Raw genomic sequence first — 17901 nt, 5'->3', positions numbered from 1 at the left:
GGTCCACCAACCCGATCGAATCGACCTTCGCCACCGTGCGGCTGCGCACCCACAAGACCCGGGGCTGCGTGACCCGCAACACCGTCCTGAGCCTGACGTTCAAGCTCGGTCAGAGCGCGCAGAAGCGCTGGCGTCGGCTCCGGGGTTACGAATGGCTCGACAAGCTTGAGCGCGGGGTCAAGTTCATCGACGGCATCGAGCAGACCGATCCGACCAACGACGAGGAGTCATCCATCACCGACCGGAGCGCCGCCTGAACCTGCCATCGCTCATACACCAGACTTGACCATAACTCCAGCGTGTCCGCTACCTGGCACAGGATTTGGTCACCGATCTCGTGTCCATGACGGTCGTTGACAGACTTGAAGTGGTCGATATCAAACATGATCAAGCTTAACGGGGACCCGTAACGGCGGGCGCGTTCGACTTCGTGCGGCAACAACTCATCGAATGCCCTCCGGTTCATGAGGCCGGTCAGGCTGTCATGGTGGGCCTGATGATGCAGCTCGGCTTCGATCTGCTTGCGGGCAGAGATGTCGATGCCGGTCCCGGTCAGACAGGGTTGTCCGTTGAGTTCTACCCGCAGACCGGTGAAGTAGTGCGGGATGTACGCCCCGGATGCACCGCGCATGGCGGCCTCGAGGTCGCCCGATCCGGTTTCGAAGACGCGCTTGATCGCCTGGGCCACACGAGGCTGATCCTCGCCGGCGAAGAGATCCACGGCATTGATGCGAGTCAGTTCGCTGCCGCCCAGGCCGGTCACCCGCTTGAAGTTGTGGTTCCAGCGGATGAAGCGGCCAGAATCATCCAGCACATAGAACACGGCGGGCAGGCCGTCGATCACAGCGTTGCTGAAATCGCGTTCCTGACGCAGCTTGTGCTGCAGCTCGTAATGCGCGGAGAGATCGACGAGGGAGACGATGATGGCCCAGCTGTTGTCCAGGCGTACGGGGGTTAGCGCGACCTCCACGGGGATTTTCCGTCCGTCCCTGTGTAAAGCCCAAAGGTTGCGGCCGTTTCCCATGGGGCGCCCCGCAGGGGCCTTCAAGTACTTCCGGCGGTATGCCTCGTGGGATTGCTGCGAGTGTTCCGGAACCAGGAGCTCCACGGGATGCCCTACGGCATCTTCTCCGATGTACCCGAAAAGTGCCTGGGCCTTTGCATTGATCTGGCGTATGAACCCTTCGCCATCGCTCACCACAACGGCTTGTGGCAACTGCTCCACCAGCCATTCCAATGCTGTCGGATCCATCGGCATGACGTCTGGTGCTGGGGATCCGCTCCCGGTCTTGCCGTCACAGAACATGGTCACTGTCCCGCTTCATGTCCTTTCCCTGAGCATAGCAGGGTGCCGGATTGGTGAGCGGTGGGCTGGGAGCGGCGAAGTAGAGGACAGCCAGATCCGCGCAGCCCATCCAATAACGGGGCCAATAACGGGGCCAATAACGGGGTCGGACCTCGGTAACCGACGGAAAAACTGCGGGAAACGGGTCTAGAAAGGGCGCGATTCAAGCTTAGAGCGGTCATTTCGGCCATGAAATAGGACTTCCAGGGAGGGAAGCCATGCCACGGGCGAAGCGCCATCACCGGCCGGGGCGTGTCCGGCATCTGACGTCCACCGCGTGCCGGGGCGGGCCGGGAAGCGTGCAGAATCCATCCAGGGAAGCGCTGAATCAAGCCATCCTGGCTTTCTCGGCGCGCGCGGCGCTGCATCGTCTTGTATGCCCTTGCACTGGCGAAGGGGCTTGCAGCTTGCTCCGGAATCAACTGCCCCTGCGGTGGTCGATGCCAGCGGCACAATCCATGTGCCGCAGGGAAACGCCTGTAAATCCGCGTATCCCCAGGTTACGGTTATGGGGATCGATGGTGGTGCCCGGCTGCGCGTTTCCGGGTGCTCGCAGGTCCCGGTCGAGGAGGGGCAGGAATGGCATTGGCAACCGTGAACGACGTCCGCCTCTTCCATGAACTCACCGGCACGGGCGAGATTCCCATCGTGCTGGTGCACGGGAGCTGGGTATCCCACCGGACCTGGGAGCCGGTGGTCCCGCTACTGGCCGATTCATTCCGGGTCCTCGCTTATGACCGGCGCGGACATGGCGAAAGCGAGCGGCCGGCCACGCAAGGCAGCGTTCGCGAGGATGTCGCAGACCTCGTTGCCTTGATCGAGCATCTCGAACTTGGGCCCCTATGGGTGGTGGGGAACTCCTTTGGTGCGTCGATCACGCTTCGGTTGGCCGGCGAACGGCCGGATCTGGTCCGGGGGGTGATCGGGCACGAGCCGCCGTTGTTCTCGTTGCTGGAAGATGATCCCGCCATGGCGCCGACGCTCCGGGACGCCGAGAGGCGGATCAGTGCGGTGGTCGAGCGCATCGCGGCTGGCGATCATGCCGGTGCCGCGGAGCAGTTCGTCGAGACCGTGGCGCTCGGCCCCGGCACCTGGGCACAGCTTCCGTGGGAGTTCCGGCAGACCATGATCGACAATGCGCCCACTTTTCTCGACGAATCAAACGATCCGGAACAGTTTGCCTTCGATCTGGACTGGATCAAGGGGTTCTCGCGGCCAGCCCTTCTCACCGTGGGAGATCAGAGCCCACCCACCTTCGGACCTGTGGTCGCCAAGCTCGCAGACGCGTTGCCGATGGGGGAGGTCGTTACCTTGTCGGGCGCTGGCCACGTACCTCATGTGACACACCCGGAGCGGTATGTTGAGGCAGTCAGGGCGTTCGTTTACAAGAATGCGGCGTGACGACGGTCTAGCAGGTGAGGACACACCGCGAGCGGCGAGAGCACTGGCTGGCAAATATCGGGACCGGCTGATAGAAGGGGCTGTGGGGTCGGGTTCTGTCCCTGGATTGTTGGCCTGATCGGACTCGGGCCAATAGTAGTGAAAAGCGACGCATGGAGGCGCGCATGGTTTTACTGATTCTGTATATCCCCGCAGTGGTGGTCGCACTGGGAATCCTGTTTATGGCCAGGCGGGCCGCACTAGGGCCTCGGCTGGGGTACGCCCTTGCCACACTGATTCTCCCTGCCGTGGCTTTCTTTGTGACCTGGGCCATCGCGGGTGGCGACCCGTCGTTGGGGATGGCGCTGGTGGCAGTGTTACTGAGCTTTTTGGTCGTTCCAGTCGGTCTTGCTCGGATGTTCCTGCGGCGATACCCGTCCGTATCGCCAACGCAGGAGACGAATGTGAACCCGGGGTGGGACCCTCTGGTGACCGACGTTGCAGGGCATGAGTCCGAATCGCATCCAGGGAATGATGCGGACCCGGGACAGGATGGCCGGTCGCGGGCGATGCGGCTTGCCGTCCTGGTGCATACGCCGGGAGCGATGCTGCTGGGACTCGGTCTGGCGGAACGACTCGGAAATTCGGATCCGCTCCTGCCGTGGTTCGAGAACGGCTGGGTGGTCGATGGCATGCTGCTACTTGGGGTGGTGCTGATCGCGATCTCCACGCGCATGATTCTCGCCACGGTGTTCGGCCCGTCCTCCAAGGCAGGAGATTCGGGGAGCCTGGGCCGGCGGAATCCACGCCTCTGATTCGCTGCGAAAGCACAAAGACGATCTCCATCCGCTCCCGGGTAAAGACAGGAAGAAGGGAAGACAGGAAGAAGGGGACACCCATGATTTCCCCCTGTGTTTCGTCTGTCATGCCGGGACCCCGCAACAGGATCGGGTTCCTCTCCGTGATGTAGGGTATGAGCGGCCCTGTGCAACAGCGCGAGGCAGCAGCGGCGCAACCGGGTCAGGGACGTCGGCGGCCCTCGCGGGTGCGTTGCAGCTCCACGACACCGGCCACCCGACCGAGCATCTCGGTGAGCAGGCCGACCACGTCATCGACTGCCAGAATTCCCACCAGCGCGCCATCGGCATCAACCACGGGCAGCCTGCGAATCACCTTGGCACGCATTAGCTCCAGGGCTTCGAACAGGCTGGCCCCTTCGCTGATCGCCACCAGCGGCTGGGTCACGATATCGCGGACCGCGAGTGTCTCGGGGTCCACCCCCGGCACCATCACCTCAAGCACCAGATCGCGATCGGTGATCAGGCCTGTCGGGACCCGCCGGCCTTCGTGTTCCTCCACCAGGACCACGTCCCCCACGTGGTGGTTTCGCATCAGGTCGGCGGCCGTCTTTACGGATTCGTCACCCGTAATGATGATCACCTCGCGGTTGCAGACTTCGGCCACTTGCATGCCCATCCTCCTGGTCCCGTGGCCCCGGAGTGTCCTTCCGGACGTCCCGCCGGCCCGGTTGTGCGGGTCAACCCGCTTCCCATGAATATAGGCGACAGGCCCGGCGGCCACAGGCTGTCGCGGGTCAGTGGTCAAAGAACCGACGCCGGGGGCGCGGCGGTCGCTGCGGCTCAGTGGGTCGGCCTCCATGCCGCCGGGCCGATGCCGAATCCTATGAGGTGGCGCGGCCTGGTCTCCGGCCTTGCCTGGGTCGAGACTCTGATCTATGGATGAAGCGGGAGCGGTACGCCGGTCATGTCCGGCAAACGAAGAGGGTCATACGATGAGCGAAACGGGTTCGGAACATCGAAATGAATGGGTTACGAAGGTATTGGCCGTGTTCGAACGCGATCGGTGGATTGATCTGCACAAGTATCCGATCAAGGTGCGCGTACGCGATGACCACCTTGTGCTGGAAGGGACGGTCGCGGATGTCGCCGCGAAGCGCCGGGCCGGGGTTCTGGCACGTGAAGTCGTCGGCGATTCCGCTCGGATCGAGGACCGGCTGCGCCGTGACGTCGGGGAACGGATGGGGGATCGTCAGTTGCGCGACGAACTGGTGAGGCGCCTGGCGGCGGATTCGGTATTTGCTCGGTACTCGCTGCGGACCCACACGGGAACAAAATTCGACACCGTGCAGGACGCAGGACCCGACAGCTATCAGATCGAGGTCTATGCGGAGGAGGGCCTCGTGACCCTGAACGGGGTGGTCGAGAGTCTGTCGCATCGACGGCTGGCGGAATGCCTGGCCTGGAGGGTGCACGGGTGCGAGGCAGTGGATAACCAGCTGGAAGTGCTGCCCCCGCAGGGCGATTCCGACGACGAGATCACGGATGCCCTGCGTATTGCCCTGGAAGAGGATCCGGCCGTGCACACGGAACAGCTGCGACTGTCCACGGCCGGCGGGGTCGTGACGCTGGACGGGCTCGTGACGACGGCCTCCGAGGAGCAGGCGGCCGTTCTGGATGCCTGGTGCATCGACGGCGTACGCGACGTCACCAGCCGGATCGAGGTGCGTCCGTAATTCACGGCCTGCTGGGCCCTCGAGCGGGTGGGTGCACGACGGTCTGGGCGAGGACAGCGGGGCGAGCAGCGTCCTGCCGGCCGGATGGGTGCGGCATGACGGCGTCGCGTCAGTCCGTCAGCGTGGTCCGGCCCCGCGTTTTCTCGATAACGGTGGGTGAATCTTCACGCGTGAGCGTGCCCATGAATCCGCGAGGCGGCGAAGGCGACGAAGGGGACAGCCACGTTTTTGGTTACGGTCATGCCCTGCCGGTTGCTCGCTGGGCGCGGCGTGGGGATCAAAAGGCCGGGTCTGAGCCCGATGTCCCGGCTGCCGGGCGATACCGAGAGACCGATTGCACGGGTTGGGGCGGCCGTATTCAGCCTTTGCGCCGCCCGATGATGACCAGGTATTCACGGCGGATGTGCAGACCTGCGTCGGTGGCAAACTTGCCGTGATAGTGGTCGATATCGTGGCGGAACGCGGCTTGGCGGTCCGCGGGCAGGTCATGGAGGACCTGCTTCATCGGCCCGAATCCACGCGCATACCAAGCCCAGGCATCGTCGACGGAGTCGAAGTAGTGATGGTTGACGCCCTCCTCTAACGACAGCTCGAAGTCCTCGCCCAGCAGGTCTCGGACATGGTCGGGGTCTCCCCAGGCCAGCGGTGACGGATCGGGTGGAGGCGCGCCACTGTGCTGGCCAATGATGCCCAGGAAATCCTGGACCGTTCCGCCGGCGGCCCAGACGGCCAGCGACAGACGGCCTCCCTTGCGGCAGACGCGCCCCAGTTCACGGGCGGCCCGCGCCTGATCACTCGCAAACATGACCCCGAAGGTCGAGATCACGCCGTCGAAGCTGGCGTCCGAGAAGGGGAGGTCCTCGGCGTCGGCTCGCTGGAAGCTGATGGCCGGCTGCAAGTGCCCGGACAACGCGTCAGCGGCCCGTAACAGGCTTGAGGCGATGTCGGTCCCGGTGACGCGAGCACCGGAGCGCGCCACATTGCGGGCTGTCCAGCCGGTGCCGGTGGCCACATCCAGGACCTCGTCGCCGGGCTGTGGGTTGAGCCGCTGGGCGGCATGGGCGAGGGCATCCGAGACACCGAAGCTGATGTTGTCGTAGTCCGGTCCGCCGCGATCCCATATCTGGGCGGCGAATTCGTGATGCGGCTTGATGGCGGCGGGCTGAGTGGCCTGTTGGTTCATGGTGGCCTCCCGGATTCGTGGGCATGCCGGTGGTATCGGTCCACCGAGGTCGGTTGACGCATGGCGGGATGATCCCTGCCCCTCGGCCAATCGGTGACGCGAGCGCTCGTATGAGTATGTAGACCGATCGTCATAGTTCGTCAAGGATGGTAGAAAAACGGCATGGCAACCGACACGCGTACGCGGATGATTGAGGCAACCGCCCGCCTGATCCAGGCGCGCGGCCTCCATGGTGTGAGCCTGAACGATATCCTCGAGGCCAGTGGCGCGCCGCGTGGATCGCTCTATTTTCACTTTCCCGGCGGGAAGACGGACCTTGTTCTGGAAGCGGTGCGCGCCGGCGTAGAGGAGGCCAGCCGGGTCCTGCGGGGCTGTCTGGAAGCCGCCAATGGCCCGGCTGAGGGTATTCGCAGGTTCTTTCAGGCGGCGGCGGGCGAGATGAGCGAGTCCGGCTACGCGTTCGGATGTCCGGTAGCGCCCATCGTGCTGGATATGCCGGAGGAGGAGTCCGCGCTCGCGGAAGCCTGTCAGGCCAGCTTCGAGGAATGGATGGCGATGTATCGGGATGCGCTCGTAGCGGCGGGTATCAGGCCGGCGCGAGCCGTCACCCTGGCCCGGACCATCATCTCCAGTCTGGAAGGGGCATTGATCCTTGCCCGCAGCGAACGGAACACCACCACCATCGCAGATGTTGGCAACGAGATGGCAGCGCTGATCGAAAACGCAATGCGGTCGTAAACGTTGCCGTAGCCAGGGGATAGAAAGGCGACAGACATGATTATTGCGTCTCGAAATGAGCTCGCGAGGCCCGACAATGGGGTGGCGCTGCTTGTGCACTGTCGGAAGGCGGTCTAGCGTCAGAGGGAAGACCGGGGAATGCCACACGCGATCCATAACGGCCTCGTGAGACTGCCCGGGATACCGGAAAGGAGTGACTCATGGCCAGCGATAACCTCCCGACCGTGGACTGGCAGGACGGACAGAACGCGGCACGGGTGAAGTTCCAGGTGATGCACGAGGAGCCGGTGGTGTTGATGATGCCATCGGGTATGGACTGGTCGGTGGATGGCAGCGAGTTCGGGTGCACCGCTGACCCGGACAGCGGGATGCAGCGTAACTGCGAAGGCAGTGGCCTGCTACGGAAGCTGGCCGAGCTCAACGACATGCCAAGGCTGAAGGACATCGCGGACGCCTGCGAGTATTCCAGCTCTCGTATTGATACTGACCCCTCCTGCGCCCGCATCATTTTCCACGACTGAGCGCTGCAGGGCGCAGGGCGGGTACCGGCAGGGCCCGCCGCAGTGAAGGGAAGCGGATGATCTTCGTGTTCGAGATCCACCTCCGACCGGGCTGTTCCGCCGAGCAGTACGCCGATGCCTGGCTGCGGGCCAGCCGCATCATCCAGCAGGCCCCCGGCGCCCGTGGCACCCGGCTGCACCGGAAGATTGGCGACCCGCACGTACTTCTGGCTATCGCGCACTGGGAATCGAAGGATCAGCGCGATGCGATGGAGGCGCACCAGCCGGAGAATGTGCGCCGCATCATCGCAGAGCAGGCGGCGTGCGTGGACGTGCGGGTCGTTGGCGAATTCGCGGACGCCGAATGGCGCGTCGACCCACCCGGAAAGGACGACACGAGTATTCGCTGACGCTTCGGTCGTGGGGATGCCTGAGGTCTGGGCCCGATGGAGATCGGTCGGGATGCCCGCTAACCCCGATGGGAAGAGGACACCCGTGATTGCTTGTTCTGTCAGGCCCTCAAGGCGCGGGGGCTTTGAGGACCTGGCGCCCACGTCAGCCCAGCAAGAACGGGGATTGTGAAACTCGAGATCCTCCTCTGTGTTCTATGCTCCCAGACTCGAGGGGATGACAGAGACGGCGAATCATGCCTCGATACAGTGATGGACGCCGCGAGGCGCTGCTGGCGAAGCTGCCGTGCCGCCGCCTCACGGCCTGACGGGGCGAGCAGGCTCTGGTACGGGAGATTTCAGGATGAGCGCGCAAACCATCGGGGAACTGCTGTCTTCCCGTTCCGTTCGCGAGGACCAGGACGCGGTCGTCTCCATGAGCCGCGATGGCTCCGATGCCCTCTCGCGGGGGGAACTGCTCGAACGGGCGGGGCGCCTGGCGGCCGGGCTGCAGCAGGCCGGAGTCGAGCAGGGCGACCGGGTCCTTATCCTGGCTCCCAACAGCGCCGAGTGGGTGGTGTCGGCTCTGGGCGTGATGAATGCCGGTGCGGTCCTGGTGCCCCTGGATACCCAGATGCCGCGCGAGGACCTGGACCACGCGATTTCGGATTCCGCACCGCGGTTCATCTTCACCACCACGAAGCTCAGGGACCGGCTCCCCGAGGCCCTCGGCGAGGTACGCACCTACCTGTTCGATGCGGACGCCGATGCTGCGGATTCCTGGGAGGGGCTTCTTGCGAAGGAGCCGGCAGACCCGGTGGCGGGCCCGGATGATATCGCGGCGATCTTCTATACCTCTGGTACTACGGGGCCGCCGAAGGGCGTACCGCTGACGCATGCCAACCTGAGCAGCAACGTGGAGGCGTTGTGCGACCAGGAGCTCGCGGACGATCGCGATCGGGTGCTGGTGCCCCTACCGTTTCACCACGTGTATCCATTTACCGTGGGCATCCTGATTCCGCTGACCCTGGGCGCGACGATCATCGTGCCGTTCTCGCTAGTGGGTCCGCAGATCGTGCGCGCGCTTCGCGAGGGCGAGGCCACGGTGATGCTTGGGGTGCCGCGGTTGTACGAGGCCGTGTGGCAGGCCCTGGAAGATCGGGTCGCGGGGCGCGGCGGGCTGGCGGCGTTCGTGTTCCGGCGGATCATCGGTGTCTCCAGGCTGGCGCGCCGCCGGCTCGGTCTCAACCTCGGCCGGAGGCTGCTGAAGGGCCTGCACAGTCGCCTGGCCCCGCGCCTGCGGCTGGTCGTCGCTGGCGGGTCGGCGCTCGATCCGGAGCTGGCGCGCAACCTGCAGGCGCTGGGCTGGGACGTGGCGACCGGCTACGGCCTCAGCGAGACCTCCCCGATCCTGACCTACAACCCGCCGGATCGGCTCAAGATCGAGGCCGCCGGTCTGCCGTTGCCCGGGGTCGAGCTCAAGATCGACGATTCGCAGTCTGGCGACGGGCGTGGCGAGGTGATGGCGCGCGGGCCGAACGTGTTCTCCGGCTACCTGAACCTGCCGGACAAGACCAAGGAAGCCCTGGACGAAGACGGCTGGTACCGCACCGGCGATACCGGCGAGATCGACGATGACGGTTATCTGCACCTGCACGGGCGGGAATCTTCGATGATCGTCCTCTCGGGTGGCGAGAACGTTGACCCGGAACGGGTGGAAGATGCGTTGAAGATGATCGACGACGTACGCGAGGCCGGGGTTCTGGCGCACGAAGATCGCCTGGCCGCTGTCGTTGTGCCCGAATCGGGTCTGCTGCGCGAGGTGACCGGCGACGATCTCGAGAAGCGCCTGAAGGAGGCGGTGAACCGGGCGGCGAAGGAACTGCCAAGCCATCATCGCCCGGGCACGGTGCGCGTTGCGCTCGACCCGTTGCCGCGCACGCGTCTGGGCAAGTTGCGTCGGCACAAGCTGGAAGAGCTGTTCGAGGAGCTGGGTCGGGAGGACACCGTTTCCGAGGCGCGGCCGGAGCCGGTTTCGCCGGAATCCTGGGCGCCGGAAGACCAGCAGCTGCTTTCGGATCCCGCGGCGGAGCAGACATGGACCTATCTTGCCGAACGGTTTCATGACCTGCGTCTGACGCCGGACAGCATGCTGGCAGACGAACTCGGGATCGATTCGCTCAACTGGGTGGATCTGACGCTTGCGCTGGAGGATCGCGCCGCCATCGACCTCGACGATTCGGCGATCGAGCGCGTGGAAACGGTGCGTGACCTGCTGAAGGAGGCGGCCGGAGCCGCGGAGGCGAAGGAAGGGCGAGGGGAGCTCAAGCAGCAGCTCCAGGATCCCGAGGCTTTCCTTGAAGATGTCCAGCAGAGGGCGCTGGAACCGCCGGGATCGGCCGGCCGGGTGGCCGGACGTCTGCTCCTTGGGTCTACGCGGTTGCTGGCCCGTCTGTTGATGCGCGTGGAGGTGCGGGGCCGTCTCCCGGGGCCAGACGCGGGTCCCCATATCATTGCGCCGCGCCATCTGAGCTTCGTGGACCCGCTGGCGTTGCTGCCGGCGTTCAGCACGCGGCAGCTGGAGGCGCTGTACTGGGCGGGTCTGGAGGCCTATCTGTTTTCCAACCGGTTCTCCCGCGCGTTCAGTCGCATTGCGCGTATTCTGCCGGTCGATCCCGCCGCGGCACCGCGGCGCAGTCTCCTGCAGGCCGCTGCGACGGTGCAGCGTGGCCACAGCCTGGTCTGGTTTCCGGAAGGGCAGCGTTCCCCGGACGGTGATCTCCAGCGCCTGCGGCCCGGCATTGGGCTGGTGCTCGCAGCACAGCCCGTGCCCGTGGTGCCGGTATGGATCGAGGGCACCCGCGAGGTTATGGCCCCGGGCCGGGTGTTCCCGCGGCCTGGCAAGAAGGTGCGCGTGGTCATTGGCGAGCCGATTTCGGTTGATGCCTACGGCAAGGATGAGCGCGAGATCGTGCAGACCCTTCAGGCAGCACTCGGGGACCTGGGAGGAGACCCCGCGGCCGAAGACACGCGAAGAAAAGGACACTCCTGATTTGTTGACGGTCTGACGGGGCCGGACCAGGTTTCCGCGCACACGTCGGGGTCCCGCGCAAGAAAATGGGGTCTACCTTCAGCCCTTGCCTTTTCCCCGTCCGGTTTTTGTGAGCACAAGGCAAGGTCTGAACCCGGCGTCGGGGGTCTCTCTCCTGTGCGGGCGGTGCCGCGGGGCCACATAATGGATGTCAGGTGGTCCTGGCTGTTCGATACGGGGCCGCTCCCCCTTGCAAGGAGCGGAAGTATGTTCAAGACGGTCCTGGTCCTCGGCCACATCAGCGGTATCCGCATCCAGATCCACGTGAGCTGGGTGTTCATCCTCCTGCTACTGCTGGCGACCATGAGCACCGGCTTCCACTACCAGTTTCCGGAGTGGACGCTGCCGATGGTGGTGGGTACCGCGGTGGTGACGGCCCTGTTGTTCTTTGCCTCCATTCTGGCCCATGAGCTGGGCCACAGCGTGGTGGCCATCCGACGGGGTGTGCCGGTGGAATCGATCACCTTGTTCATCTTCGGCGGGCTGGCCCAGATGGGAAGGGACGCCGAGCGCGCGGACGACGAGTTCTGGATCGCGATTGCCGGGCCAGCAGTCAGTGTGGGCCTGGCGCTGACCTTCGGGGGGCTCGCGCAGATCGCCTCCGGTTGGTACGAGCCGGTGTCGGTGGCGCTGGGCTGGCTGGCGTTCATCAATCTGGTGGTGGCGGTATTCAACCTCATCCCCGGTTTTCCGCTGGACGGGGGACGGGTGTTCCGGGCGCTGGTGTGGAAGATCACCGGCGACCCGCGCAAGGCGGTGGCGGCCGCAGTCTGGGGCGGACGGATGGTGGCGTTCCTCCTGTTCGGCTTCGGTTTCTGGAATCTCGTAGTGATCGGCAACCTGATCGGCGGCGTCTGGATCATGCTGATCGCCTGGTTCCTGCTGACCATGGCCGAAGGGCAGGGGCGGATGTACGAGATGCGCGACCGGCTGGCGGGTGTCCGCGCGCGGGATCTGGCCGATCCGGAGCCGCCCTTCGTCAGCCCGGATGCGTCCATCCAGGAGTGGATCGACCAGGGCGTCCTGCCGGATGGGCGCCGCTCCTTTCTGGTCGGCGAGCCAGAGCGGGTGCAGGGGCTGGTGACCTTGAGCGACAGCCGCAAGGTGCCGCGGGAGCGGTGGGCGACCACCCGGATCGCCGACATCATGACCCCCGCGGATTCGCTGAGACAGGTTGCGCCGGATACGCAGGCCGAGGAGATCCTGCAGCTCATGAGTGAGCACAACCTCAACCAGATCCCGGTGCTGGAGGCATCCGGCCGGGCCATTGGCTGGATCGACCGCCAGAAGCTCCTGCGCACCATCGAGATCCACATGGAGGTCAAGCGCTAGAACCAGGGAGACAAAGGGGGGCAGCCATGGAAGGCCAACTGCACAGGGACGCATCACCTTGGGAAGGGCCGGGCCCGATACGCTCGCGTGTATCTGATACCGTGGGCTGCAGCAATCAAAGGAGTGCTGGACATGACGTCGATGAATGTACCGGTGGAGGAGTTCACCACCCCCGACCCCGTCACTGCCAACGAAGATATGGCGATCGACGAGCTGCGGGCGTTGATGGAGCGGCATGGCGTGCGCCATCTTCCGGTCGTGCGCGGTGAGTCGGTGGTGGGGCTGGTCAGTGACCGCGAGGTCCGCGTGGTTCTGGGCTTGCCGCTCACCGAGATCAATCAGGTGCGGGCCTCCGACATCATGGCGGCCGACCCGCTGACGGTGACGGCGACCACGCCTCTGGACCAGGTGGCGTATGCAATGTCGGAAAACAAGGTGGGCAGCGTGATCGTCAACGATGAAGATGGCCGGTTCCTGGGGATCTTCACGGCCAGCGACGCCCTGAATGCGCTGACCGAGCTCGTCCGCGGAGGAGGCGCGCCCGCCGCATGACGCGTGGCGCGACGACGTGTGGAAAAACAAAAGAAGAGGTGTAGTGGTCAGGCGATTTCGGACACTGAACCGCCCCGGGTTTGCCCGAGACTCGTTGGTTTGGGTCACGCCACCTGGTGAGCTATGGGCTCAGAGCTTGCCTTTTGCCTCTGCAAGTTTCCGGCGGAGGGCAAAAGGCAAGGTTTGACCCCGGCGGGGTCACCATTACCGCCGACATCCCGCTGGCCGCGGAGGTGATCGAGAAGGGCGGTCAGGCGCTGAACCCGCGCGGGGAGCTTTACACCCGCGACAACATCCGCGAACGCCTCAGCATGCGCGATTTCATGGACACCCTGCGCTCCAGCGGGGTCGAGACCGGCGGCCCCGCGGCCATGGGCCCGCGCGACCGTCAGGCCTTCGGCAATGCCCTGGACCGCTGGCTCGCGCAGAACGCGAAGTAGCCTGCGGCAGGCGGACTGGCACGTACATCAACGCGCTTCTTCCCGGCGGATGATCACCGGTCGACGCAGGGGGTTGGGGTAAGCCAGAGTGGCTCAAATCCGCAGCTGGCGGATCAGTTGCAGGGTCTCCGTGGCCAGTCGCAGGAGTTCCGCGTCGGCCAGGCTACACGTCCTGGAACGTTCGGTCCGGTACTCCGAGCGGCGGGAGACGTCACTGGAATTGGAGGAGGCCCTGGCATGCGGCAGGGAAACCTGCAACAGGTCCGCAGCCTCCGGGAAGTGGCGGTTCGTTCGCACAGGCAACCCACCTTCGCGTCGGGGTGATTGGGTGACTCACCCCGGGTAACGGCGAAGAGCGGAAAACCTTGAAGCGTGGAGCTGGCTGGGAGGCAAAGGGCAAGGTTTGACCCCGGCGGGGTCACTTTCCGGGATGCGGGATATCGAATGCCTGCGGCCGGGGCGCGGTGAATGCGCGCTCGTCGTCGTGGCGGCTTCCCCGAACGCCGAAACGGCCGAAAGCCCCGAGCCGCCTGTGCGGCCCGGGGCGGGTGGGGTCCCGGTAGGGGGTGGCGGTGCCGCCGGGAATTAGCTGCGTGGGCGGTAGGCAACCTGCTGGATGAAGTCGACGTTGTCGCGCTCGTAGGGGCTGGCGAAGTCGCCGAAGCGGGAAACGTTAATGAAGCCCGCGTCTTCCAGCAGGTGGGAGACGTAGTCCTGGCGCAGCGGATACATGTTGAGCTGGAAGTGAGCCCCATCCGGGAACTTGTACTCGAAACGCGCGAGCTGGCGGTTGAGTTCGCCGGGATAGGCATCCACGCCCTTGCCAGTGTAGTAGTGCTGGTGTGTCGAGCTGAAGCCGTTGTCGAGCATCGAATCGTAGTTGCGGTGATCCAGGATGATCATTCCGCCGGGACGCAGCGCCCGGAAGAAGGCGTGCATCGCGTCGCGTCGGGCCTCGTGGTCGAACAGGTGGGTAAACGAGTTGCCCAGGCACACCAGCGCGTCGAAGCGCTCTTCGCCCAATTGCCGGTCCAGCTGTACCCAGTCCGCCACCTGGGTGTGGGCAAAGGTGACCCCGAGGCGCTGCGCGTTTTCGCGCGTTTTGGCCAGCATGTTCTCGGAACCGTCGGTGGCGGTGACGACGAGACCGGAACGGGCCAGGTTGATCGCGTTGAAGCCGGTGCCGCAGGCGACGTCGGCGACTTCGCGGCCGCCGGCGTTCTTCACCAGCCGCTCGTAGAAACCGCCTTCGGATTCCGTGCGGCCTTCCCAGCCGACCAGGTCGTCCCAGTAGTCGACAAAGTCGGCGGTGTACTGGCCATACTGGTTCCCGGTGTCGAGGTTCTGAATACTCATGCAGTGCTCCTTGGTTGCGCGGCAGCGCGCCGCTGATACCGATACAGCCTACGTGGGGCCTGCCCATCCATACAGATGCAGTAGAGTTGCGAATGAACCGGTACAGATACGCAGTTTTCATAACTGTGCCGGTCGCTTCGGGAGGTAACTGTGATGGAAGGGCCGGTGGGGCATCGCTACGAGGCCGTGGCCAGGGCGCTTGAGGCGGCGATCGAGGCGGGCGTTCACGGGCCCGGTGACCGGTTGCCCGGGGTCCGTAAGCTCGCGGCCCAGTTCGGGGTGAGTGTGTCCACGGTGGTGGCCGCCGAACATCTGCTGGAGGACCGCGGCCTGATCGAGGCCCGGCCCCGTTCGGGCTATTACGTGCGTCGTCACCCCTGGGAACCACCGGAGCGTCCGGCGCCCTCCAGTCCCGCTAATGAACCGGTGCCGGTGACCAGTCAGGCGCTGGTGCTGCGGGTGGTTCAGGCGGCCGGGGAGCCCGGCATGGTCCAGCTGGGTGCCGCGGTTCCACACTCGGATTTCCTGCCCGCGCGCGGTCTGCGGCGAGCCTTTGCCGGGGTCCCGGCGCGCTGGGGTGGTCGGGAGCTGGATTACGCGTTTCCGCCCGGGCCGTACGAGCTGCGCCAGCAGATTGCGCGGCGTATGGCGGATGCCGGTTGCCAGATCACGCCGGAGGAGGTGGTCGTCACCAATGGTGCGCAGGAAGCGCTGGCGCTCTCGTTGCGGGCGGTGACGGAGCCCGGTGACGTGGTGGCGATCGAGTCGCCCACCTTCTACGGCCTGCTGCAGGCGATCGAGGCCCTGGGGTTGCGGGCACTGGAGATCCCAACCGATCCGGACGAAGGCATTGCGCCCGAGGCCATGGCCCTGGCGCTGGATCAATGGCCGGTGAAGGCCGCCTTGCTGATGCCAAACTTTGGCAATCCACTGGGGCATCGCGCCAGCGACGAGCGCAAGCGTGCTCTGGTGGAGCTACTGGAGGACCGCGGCGTGCCTCTGATCGAGGACGACGTGTACGGAGATCTGGCCTTCGAGGCGCCCCGGCCGTGGGCGGCACGGGCGTTCGAGACCCGGGGCGGGGTGCTCTACTGCGGCTCTTTCTCCAAGACCCTGTCGCCAGGGTTGCGGGTCGGGTGGGCGGTGCCCGGGCGCTTCCGTGACCGGGTGGAGTACCTCAAGTACTCCGGCAGCTCTTCCACGCCCGCCTGGCCGGGGTTCGCGGTGGCCGATTTTCTGGAGCGCGGCGGCTATGATCGCTACCTGCGCCGAGTGCGGGGAGACTACGCCCGCGCGGTGGATCGTGTGAGCCGGGCGGTGGCCCGGTATTTCCCGCCCGGGACACGCCAGACCCGGCCCACGGGTGGTTTCGTACTCTGGCTGGAGCTCCCGGAGGCAGTGGATGCGCTGGCGCTTTACCGCCGAGCGCTGGACGAGGGGATCAGTATCGCGCCGGGCCCACTTTTTTCGCCTTCCGGAAAATTCCGTCACCACGTGCGCCTGAACTGTGCCCAGCCCTGGGATGCGAGGCTCGAACGCGCTCTGGCTCGTCTTGGCGCAATGGCCCGGGAAGCCGCTGTCTGACACCCAGCAACGGATATCGGGGCGGACCTCGTTACCATCCACAGGGTCAATTCGACCGCCGCGCGATCAGGTCCGCCACTGCGCGGATGAGCTGCCACTGGCCGATAAGCCCCACGCCTTGCGGGTCGATGTGGGAAAAGCCGTCGATCAAGTGCAGGTCGGCCTCGCCGATGGCACGGGCGAGGCGCTCGCTTTCGGTGTGCGGGATCATGGCGTCGTCCCGGCCGTGGATCAGCAGGACGCGGTCGGAAAGGTGCGAGAGATCGCGGCCGGCGAGGGACAGGGTTTCGATGGCCTGCCACGCGCTGGCCGGCAGATCGCCCAGGAGCTCCGGCACGCGTTCGCGGTCGTCGTTCAGGATGAGCGCCAGCAGGCTTTGCCCCTCGTCCCCGAGTGCGTCGGCCACGTCGTCGATGGCGGCCTCCGGGTCGGTGATGCGGCGGCGGGCGATCTCTTCGAGTATGGCGCGGTCTTCGCGCCTATCGAGCACGTGCAGGTTGCCGCGCAGGAAGATCCACTTCGCCAGCGGATCGGGCATCCGCGTCTGCCAGTGGTCCGACCCGGGCGCCTGGAAGCCCCCGGTGGTGGCGAAGGTAATGACGTTCTCCGTGTCGTAGTAGCCCCCGATCCCGACCAGGAAGTCGATGGCCTCCTCGCCCTCGGGCGTTAGCGTTGCGAGCACCGCCAGGCCCACGGCATAAGAGATCGCCGCGACCCCCACGTCTTGTTCATCGGCTGCGCGCTCCACATCCAGACGGGACAGAAGGGCCGCGGCATCACCGATGGCAGCGGCATCCTCGGGGCGCACACTGAGGTCTTTCGTGCCCTGCAGGTCGGGCACCAGCACCAGGAAGCGTGCCCGCGCCAGCGTAGTGGCGAGTTGCACCAGCCGGAGGTCGTCCTTGCCCTGTGGCGTGAAGCCCGGAACGAGGACGATGCGGGCTCCCACATCCTGCCGGGGGTGATAGAGGTCGGCCGCGATATTTCCTTCTTCTGTCTCTAGCGTAAGCGTTTCGCGCGTGGGTTCGGGCGTGCGGTCCTTCAGCGCGCTCGGGCCCGCGCCGGCCTCGATGTCCTGGAGCACGCGCGTCGCCTCCAAACTTTGGGCGCCGATGTAGCCGGCAAGCAGCACGAGGCCCAGCAACACCAGGCTCAGCAACACCGCTGCGATGCGAAGCATGCGCTTCTCCCGTCGGATGAGCTGTACCAGTCCGGTCGATGTGACAAAGCTATTGCTTTTCCGTTTGTGTCGAGAATTCGGATGGACCAGGTGAAACCAGGACACCTGGGGCGGGGCCGCTTGAGCATTCGCGGAAAGCGGTCTAGCGTCAATGGAAAGGCCGGATGACGGCTCGCGCGATCCGTTGCGATTTCGTGATACCTCCCGAGAGATCGGGAAGGAGTGACAGCATCGCCAGGACCGCAAGCAGAGGACAACCATGATTTTCTTGACCCATGCTCGAAGCCTGCCCGGGCGG

16 protein-coding genes and 2 pseudogenes are annotated in these 17901 nt (G+C 65.3%); 12 read left to right on the top strand and 6 right to left on the bottom strand.

The window, feature by feature from the left end; genetic code table 11:
• A pseudogene (locus F572_RS15995) lies at positions 1-257 on the top strand (IS256 family transposase); the annotation flags it as partial.
• Here F572_RS15995 and F572_RS15555 read toward each other — a convergent pair.
• Positions 146-1258 carry a PAS domain S-box protein gene (locus F572_RS15555; RefSeq protein ID WP_196793997.1) on the bottom strand — a complete coding sequence of 371 codons (1113 nt, stop codon included), beginning with the start codon at positions 1256-1258 and terminating at the stop codon, positions 146-148. The pseudogene F572_RS15995 and the gene F572_RS15555 overlap by 112 nt on opposite strands.
• Before the next feature lie 666 nt (positions 1259-1924).
• On the opposite strand from F572_RS15555, the gene F572_RS0114630 reads away from it, so the two are divergent.
• Entirely contained in the window at positions 1925-2746 is an 822-nt protein-coding gene (locus tag F572_RS0114630; protein WP_017941030.1) for an alpha/beta fold hydrolase, read from the top strand.
• 164 nt (positions 2747-2910) lie between these two features.
• Positions 2911-3540 carry a hypothetical protein gene (locus F572_RS0114625; RefSeq protein WP_018158516.1) on the top strand — a complete coding sequence of 210 codons (630 nt, stop codon included), beginning with the start codon at positions 2911-2913 and terminating at the stop codon, positions 3538-3540.
• A 205-nt stretch (positions 3541-3745) separates the two neighbouring features.
• On the opposite strand, the gene F572_RS0114620 is transcribed toward F572_RS0114625, so the two are convergent.
• A complete protein-coding gene (locus F572_RS0114620; protein ID WP_017941032.1) occupies positions 3746-4195 on the bottom strand; it encodes a CBS domain-containing protein in 450 nt (149 codons plus the stop codon).
• A gap of 376 nt (positions 4196-4571) precedes the next feature.
• Between F572_RS0114620 and F572_RS0114615 the strand changes: the two genes are divergently transcribed.
• On the top strand, positions 4572-5258 hold the full coding sequence (locus tag F572_RS0114615; RefSeq protein WP_231291093.1) for a BON domain-containing protein: 687 nt from the start codon (positions 4572-4574) through the stop codon (positions 5256-5258).
• Positions 5259-5616: 358 nt separating this feature from the next.
• Here the strand turns inward: F572_RS0114615 and F572_RS0114610 are convergent, their stop codons facing one another.
• Positions 5617-6441, bottom strand: coding sequence for a class I SAM-dependent methyltransferase (locus F572_RS0114610; RefSeq protein ID WP_017941034.1), 825 nt, complete (start codon positions 6439-6441; stop codon positions 5617-5619).
• A 162-nt stretch (positions 6442-6603) separates the two neighbouring features.
• Here F572_RS0114610 and F572_RS0114605 point away from each other — a divergent pair, with 162 nt between their 5' ends.
• The 7 genes and pseudogenes from F572_RS0114605 to F572_RS14850 form a co-directional block, all read left to right on the top strand.
• Entirely contained in the window at positions 6604-7179 is a 576-nt protein-coding gene (locus F572_RS0114605; protein WP_017941035.1) for a TetR/AcrR family transcriptional regulator, read from the top strand.
• 200 nt (positions 7180-7379) lie between these two features.
• A complete protein-coding gene (locus F572_RS0114600; RefSeq protein ID WP_017941036.1) occupies positions 7380-7700 on the top strand; it encodes a hypothetical protein in 321 nt (106 codons plus the stop codon).
• Between the two features lie 56 nt (positions 7701-7756).
• On the top strand, positions 7757-8089 hold the full coding sequence (locus F572_RS0114595) for an antibiotic biosynthesis monooxygenase (RefSeq protein ID WP_017941037.1): 333 nt from the start codon (positions 7757-7759) through the stop codon (positions 8087-8089).
• Positions 8090-8432: 343 nt separating this feature from the next.
• A complete protein-coding gene (locus F572_RS0114590; protein ID WP_017941038.1) occupies positions 8433-11120 on the top strand; it encodes an AMP-binding protein in 2688 nt (895 codons plus the stop codon).
• A 246-nt stretch (positions 11121-11366) separates the two neighbouring features.
• Entirely contained in the window at positions 11367-12491 is a 1125-nt protein-coding gene (locus F572_RS0114585; protein WP_017941039.1) for a site-2 protease family protein, read from the top strand.
• A 132-nt stretch (positions 12492-12623) separates the two neighbouring features.
• Positions 12624-13043, top strand: coding sequence for a CBS domain-containing protein (locus tag F572_RS0114580; protein ID WP_017941040.1), 420 nt, complete (start codon positions 12624-12626; stop codon positions 13041-13043).
• Positions 13044-13231: 188 nt separating this feature from the next.
• Positions 13232-13483, top strand: a pseudogene (locus tag F572_RS14850) (DUF188 domain-containing protein); the annotation flags it as partial.
• A gap of 93 nt (positions 13484-13576) precedes the next feature.
• On the opposite strand, the gene F572_RS0114570 reads toward F572_RS14850, so the two are convergent.
• Both F572_RS0114570 and F572_RS0114565 read right to left on the bottom strand, forming a co-directional pair.
• Entirely contained in the window at positions 13577-13780 is a 204-nt protein-coding gene (locus tag F572_RS0114570; RefSeq protein WP_231291094.1) for a hypothetical protein, read from the bottom strand.
• A 288-nt stretch (positions 13781-14068) separates the two neighbouring features.
• Complete coding sequence (locus tag F572_RS0114565) at positions 14069-14839, bottom strand: bifunctional 2-polyprenyl-6-hydroxyphenol methylase/3-demethylubiquinol 3-O-methyltransferase UbiG (RefSeq protein ID WP_017941043.1); 771 nt, start codon at positions 14837-14839, stop codon at positions 14069-14071.
• A 153-nt stretch (positions 14840-14992) separates the two neighbouring features.
• Between F572_RS0114565 and F572_RS0114560 the strand changes: the two genes are divergently transcribed.
• Positions 14993-16423, top strand: a complete 1431-nt coding sequence (locus F572_RS0114560; protein ID WP_017941044.1) for a PLP-dependent aminotransferase family protein — start codon at positions 14993-14995, stop codon at positions 16421-16423.
• Between the two features lie 46 nt (positions 16424-16469).
• Here F572_RS0114560 and F572_RS0114555 read toward each other — a convergent pair whose 3' ends face one another.
• The gene (locus F572_RS0114555) at positions 16470-17603 is read right to left on the bottom strand and encodes a hypothetical protein (protein WP_017941045.1); all 1134 of its coding nucleotides are present in this window, start codon (positions 17601-17603) and stop codon (positions 16470-16472) included.
• Between the last annotated feature and the right edge of the window lie 298 nt (positions 17604-17901).

The sequence above is a fragment of the Thioalkalivibrio sp. ALE14 genome (genome assembly GCF_000376845.1).
Lineage (GTDB): Bacteria > Pseudomonadota > Gammaproteobacteria > Ectothiorhodospirales > Ectothiorhodospiraceae > Thioalkalivibrio.
This window is presented reverse-complemented; position numbering and strand designations above follow the sequence as displayed.

Excerpts from the sequence above, each read along its gene's own strand:
- F572_RS0114580 (WP_017941040.1), top strand. The coding sequence starts at position 12,624 with ATGACGTCGATGAATGTACCGGTGGAGGAGTTCACCACCCCCGACCCC.
- F572_RS0114605 (WP_017941035.1), top strand. The coding sequence starts at position 6,604 with ATGGCAACCGACACGCGTACGCGGATGATTGAGGCAACCGCCCGCCTG.
- F572_RS0114565 (WP_017941043.1), bottom strand. The coding sequence starts at position 14,839 with ATGAGTATTCAGAACCTCGACACCGGGAACCAGTATGGCCAGTACACC.
- F572_RS0114585 (WP_017941039.1), top strand. The coding sequence starts at position 11,367 with ATGTTCAAGACGGTCCTGGTCCTCGGCCACATCAGCGGTATCCGCATC.
- F572_RS0114610 (WP_017941034.1), bottom strand. The coding sequence starts at position 6,441 with ATGAACCAACAGGCCACTCAGCCCGCCGCCATCAAGCCGCATCACGAA.
- F572_RS0114555 (WP_017941045.1), bottom strand. The coding sequence starts at position 17,603 with ATGCTTCGCATCGCAGCGGTGTTGCTGAGCCTGGTGTTGCTGGGCCTC.
- F572_RS15555 (WP_196793997.1), bottom strand. The coding sequence starts at position 1,258 with ATGCCGATGGATCCGACAGCATTGGAATGGCTGGTGGAGCAGTTGCCA.
- F572_RS0114600 (WP_017941036.1), top strand. The coding sequence starts at position 7,380 with ATGGCCAGCGATAACCTCCCGACCGTGGACTGGCAGGACGGACAGAAC.
- F572_RS0114630 (WP_017941030.1), top strand. The coding sequence starts at position 1,925 with ATGGCATTGGCAACCGTGAACGACGTCCGCCTCTTCCATGAACTCACC.
- F572_RS0114595 (WP_017941037.1), top strand. The coding sequence starts at position 7,757 with ATGATCTTCGTGTTCGAGATCCACCTCCGACCGGGCTGTTCCGCCGAG.
- F572_RS0114620 (WP_017941032.1), bottom strand. The coding sequence starts at position 4,195 with ATGCAAGTGGCCGAAGTCTGCAACCGCGAGGTGATCATCATTACGGGT.
- F572_RS0114560 (WP_017941044.1), top strand. The coding sequence starts at position 14,993 with ATGGAAGGGCCGGTGGGGCATCGCTACGAGGCCGTGGCCAGGGCGCTT.
- F572_RS0114590 (WP_017941038.1), top strand. The coding sequence starts at position 8,433 with ATGAGCGCGCAAACCATCGGGGAACTGCTGTCTTCCCGTTCCGTTCGC.
- F572_RS0114625 (WP_018158516.1), top strand. The coding sequence starts at position 2,911 with ATGGTTTTACTGATTCTGTATATCCCCGCAGTGGTGGTCGCACTGGGA.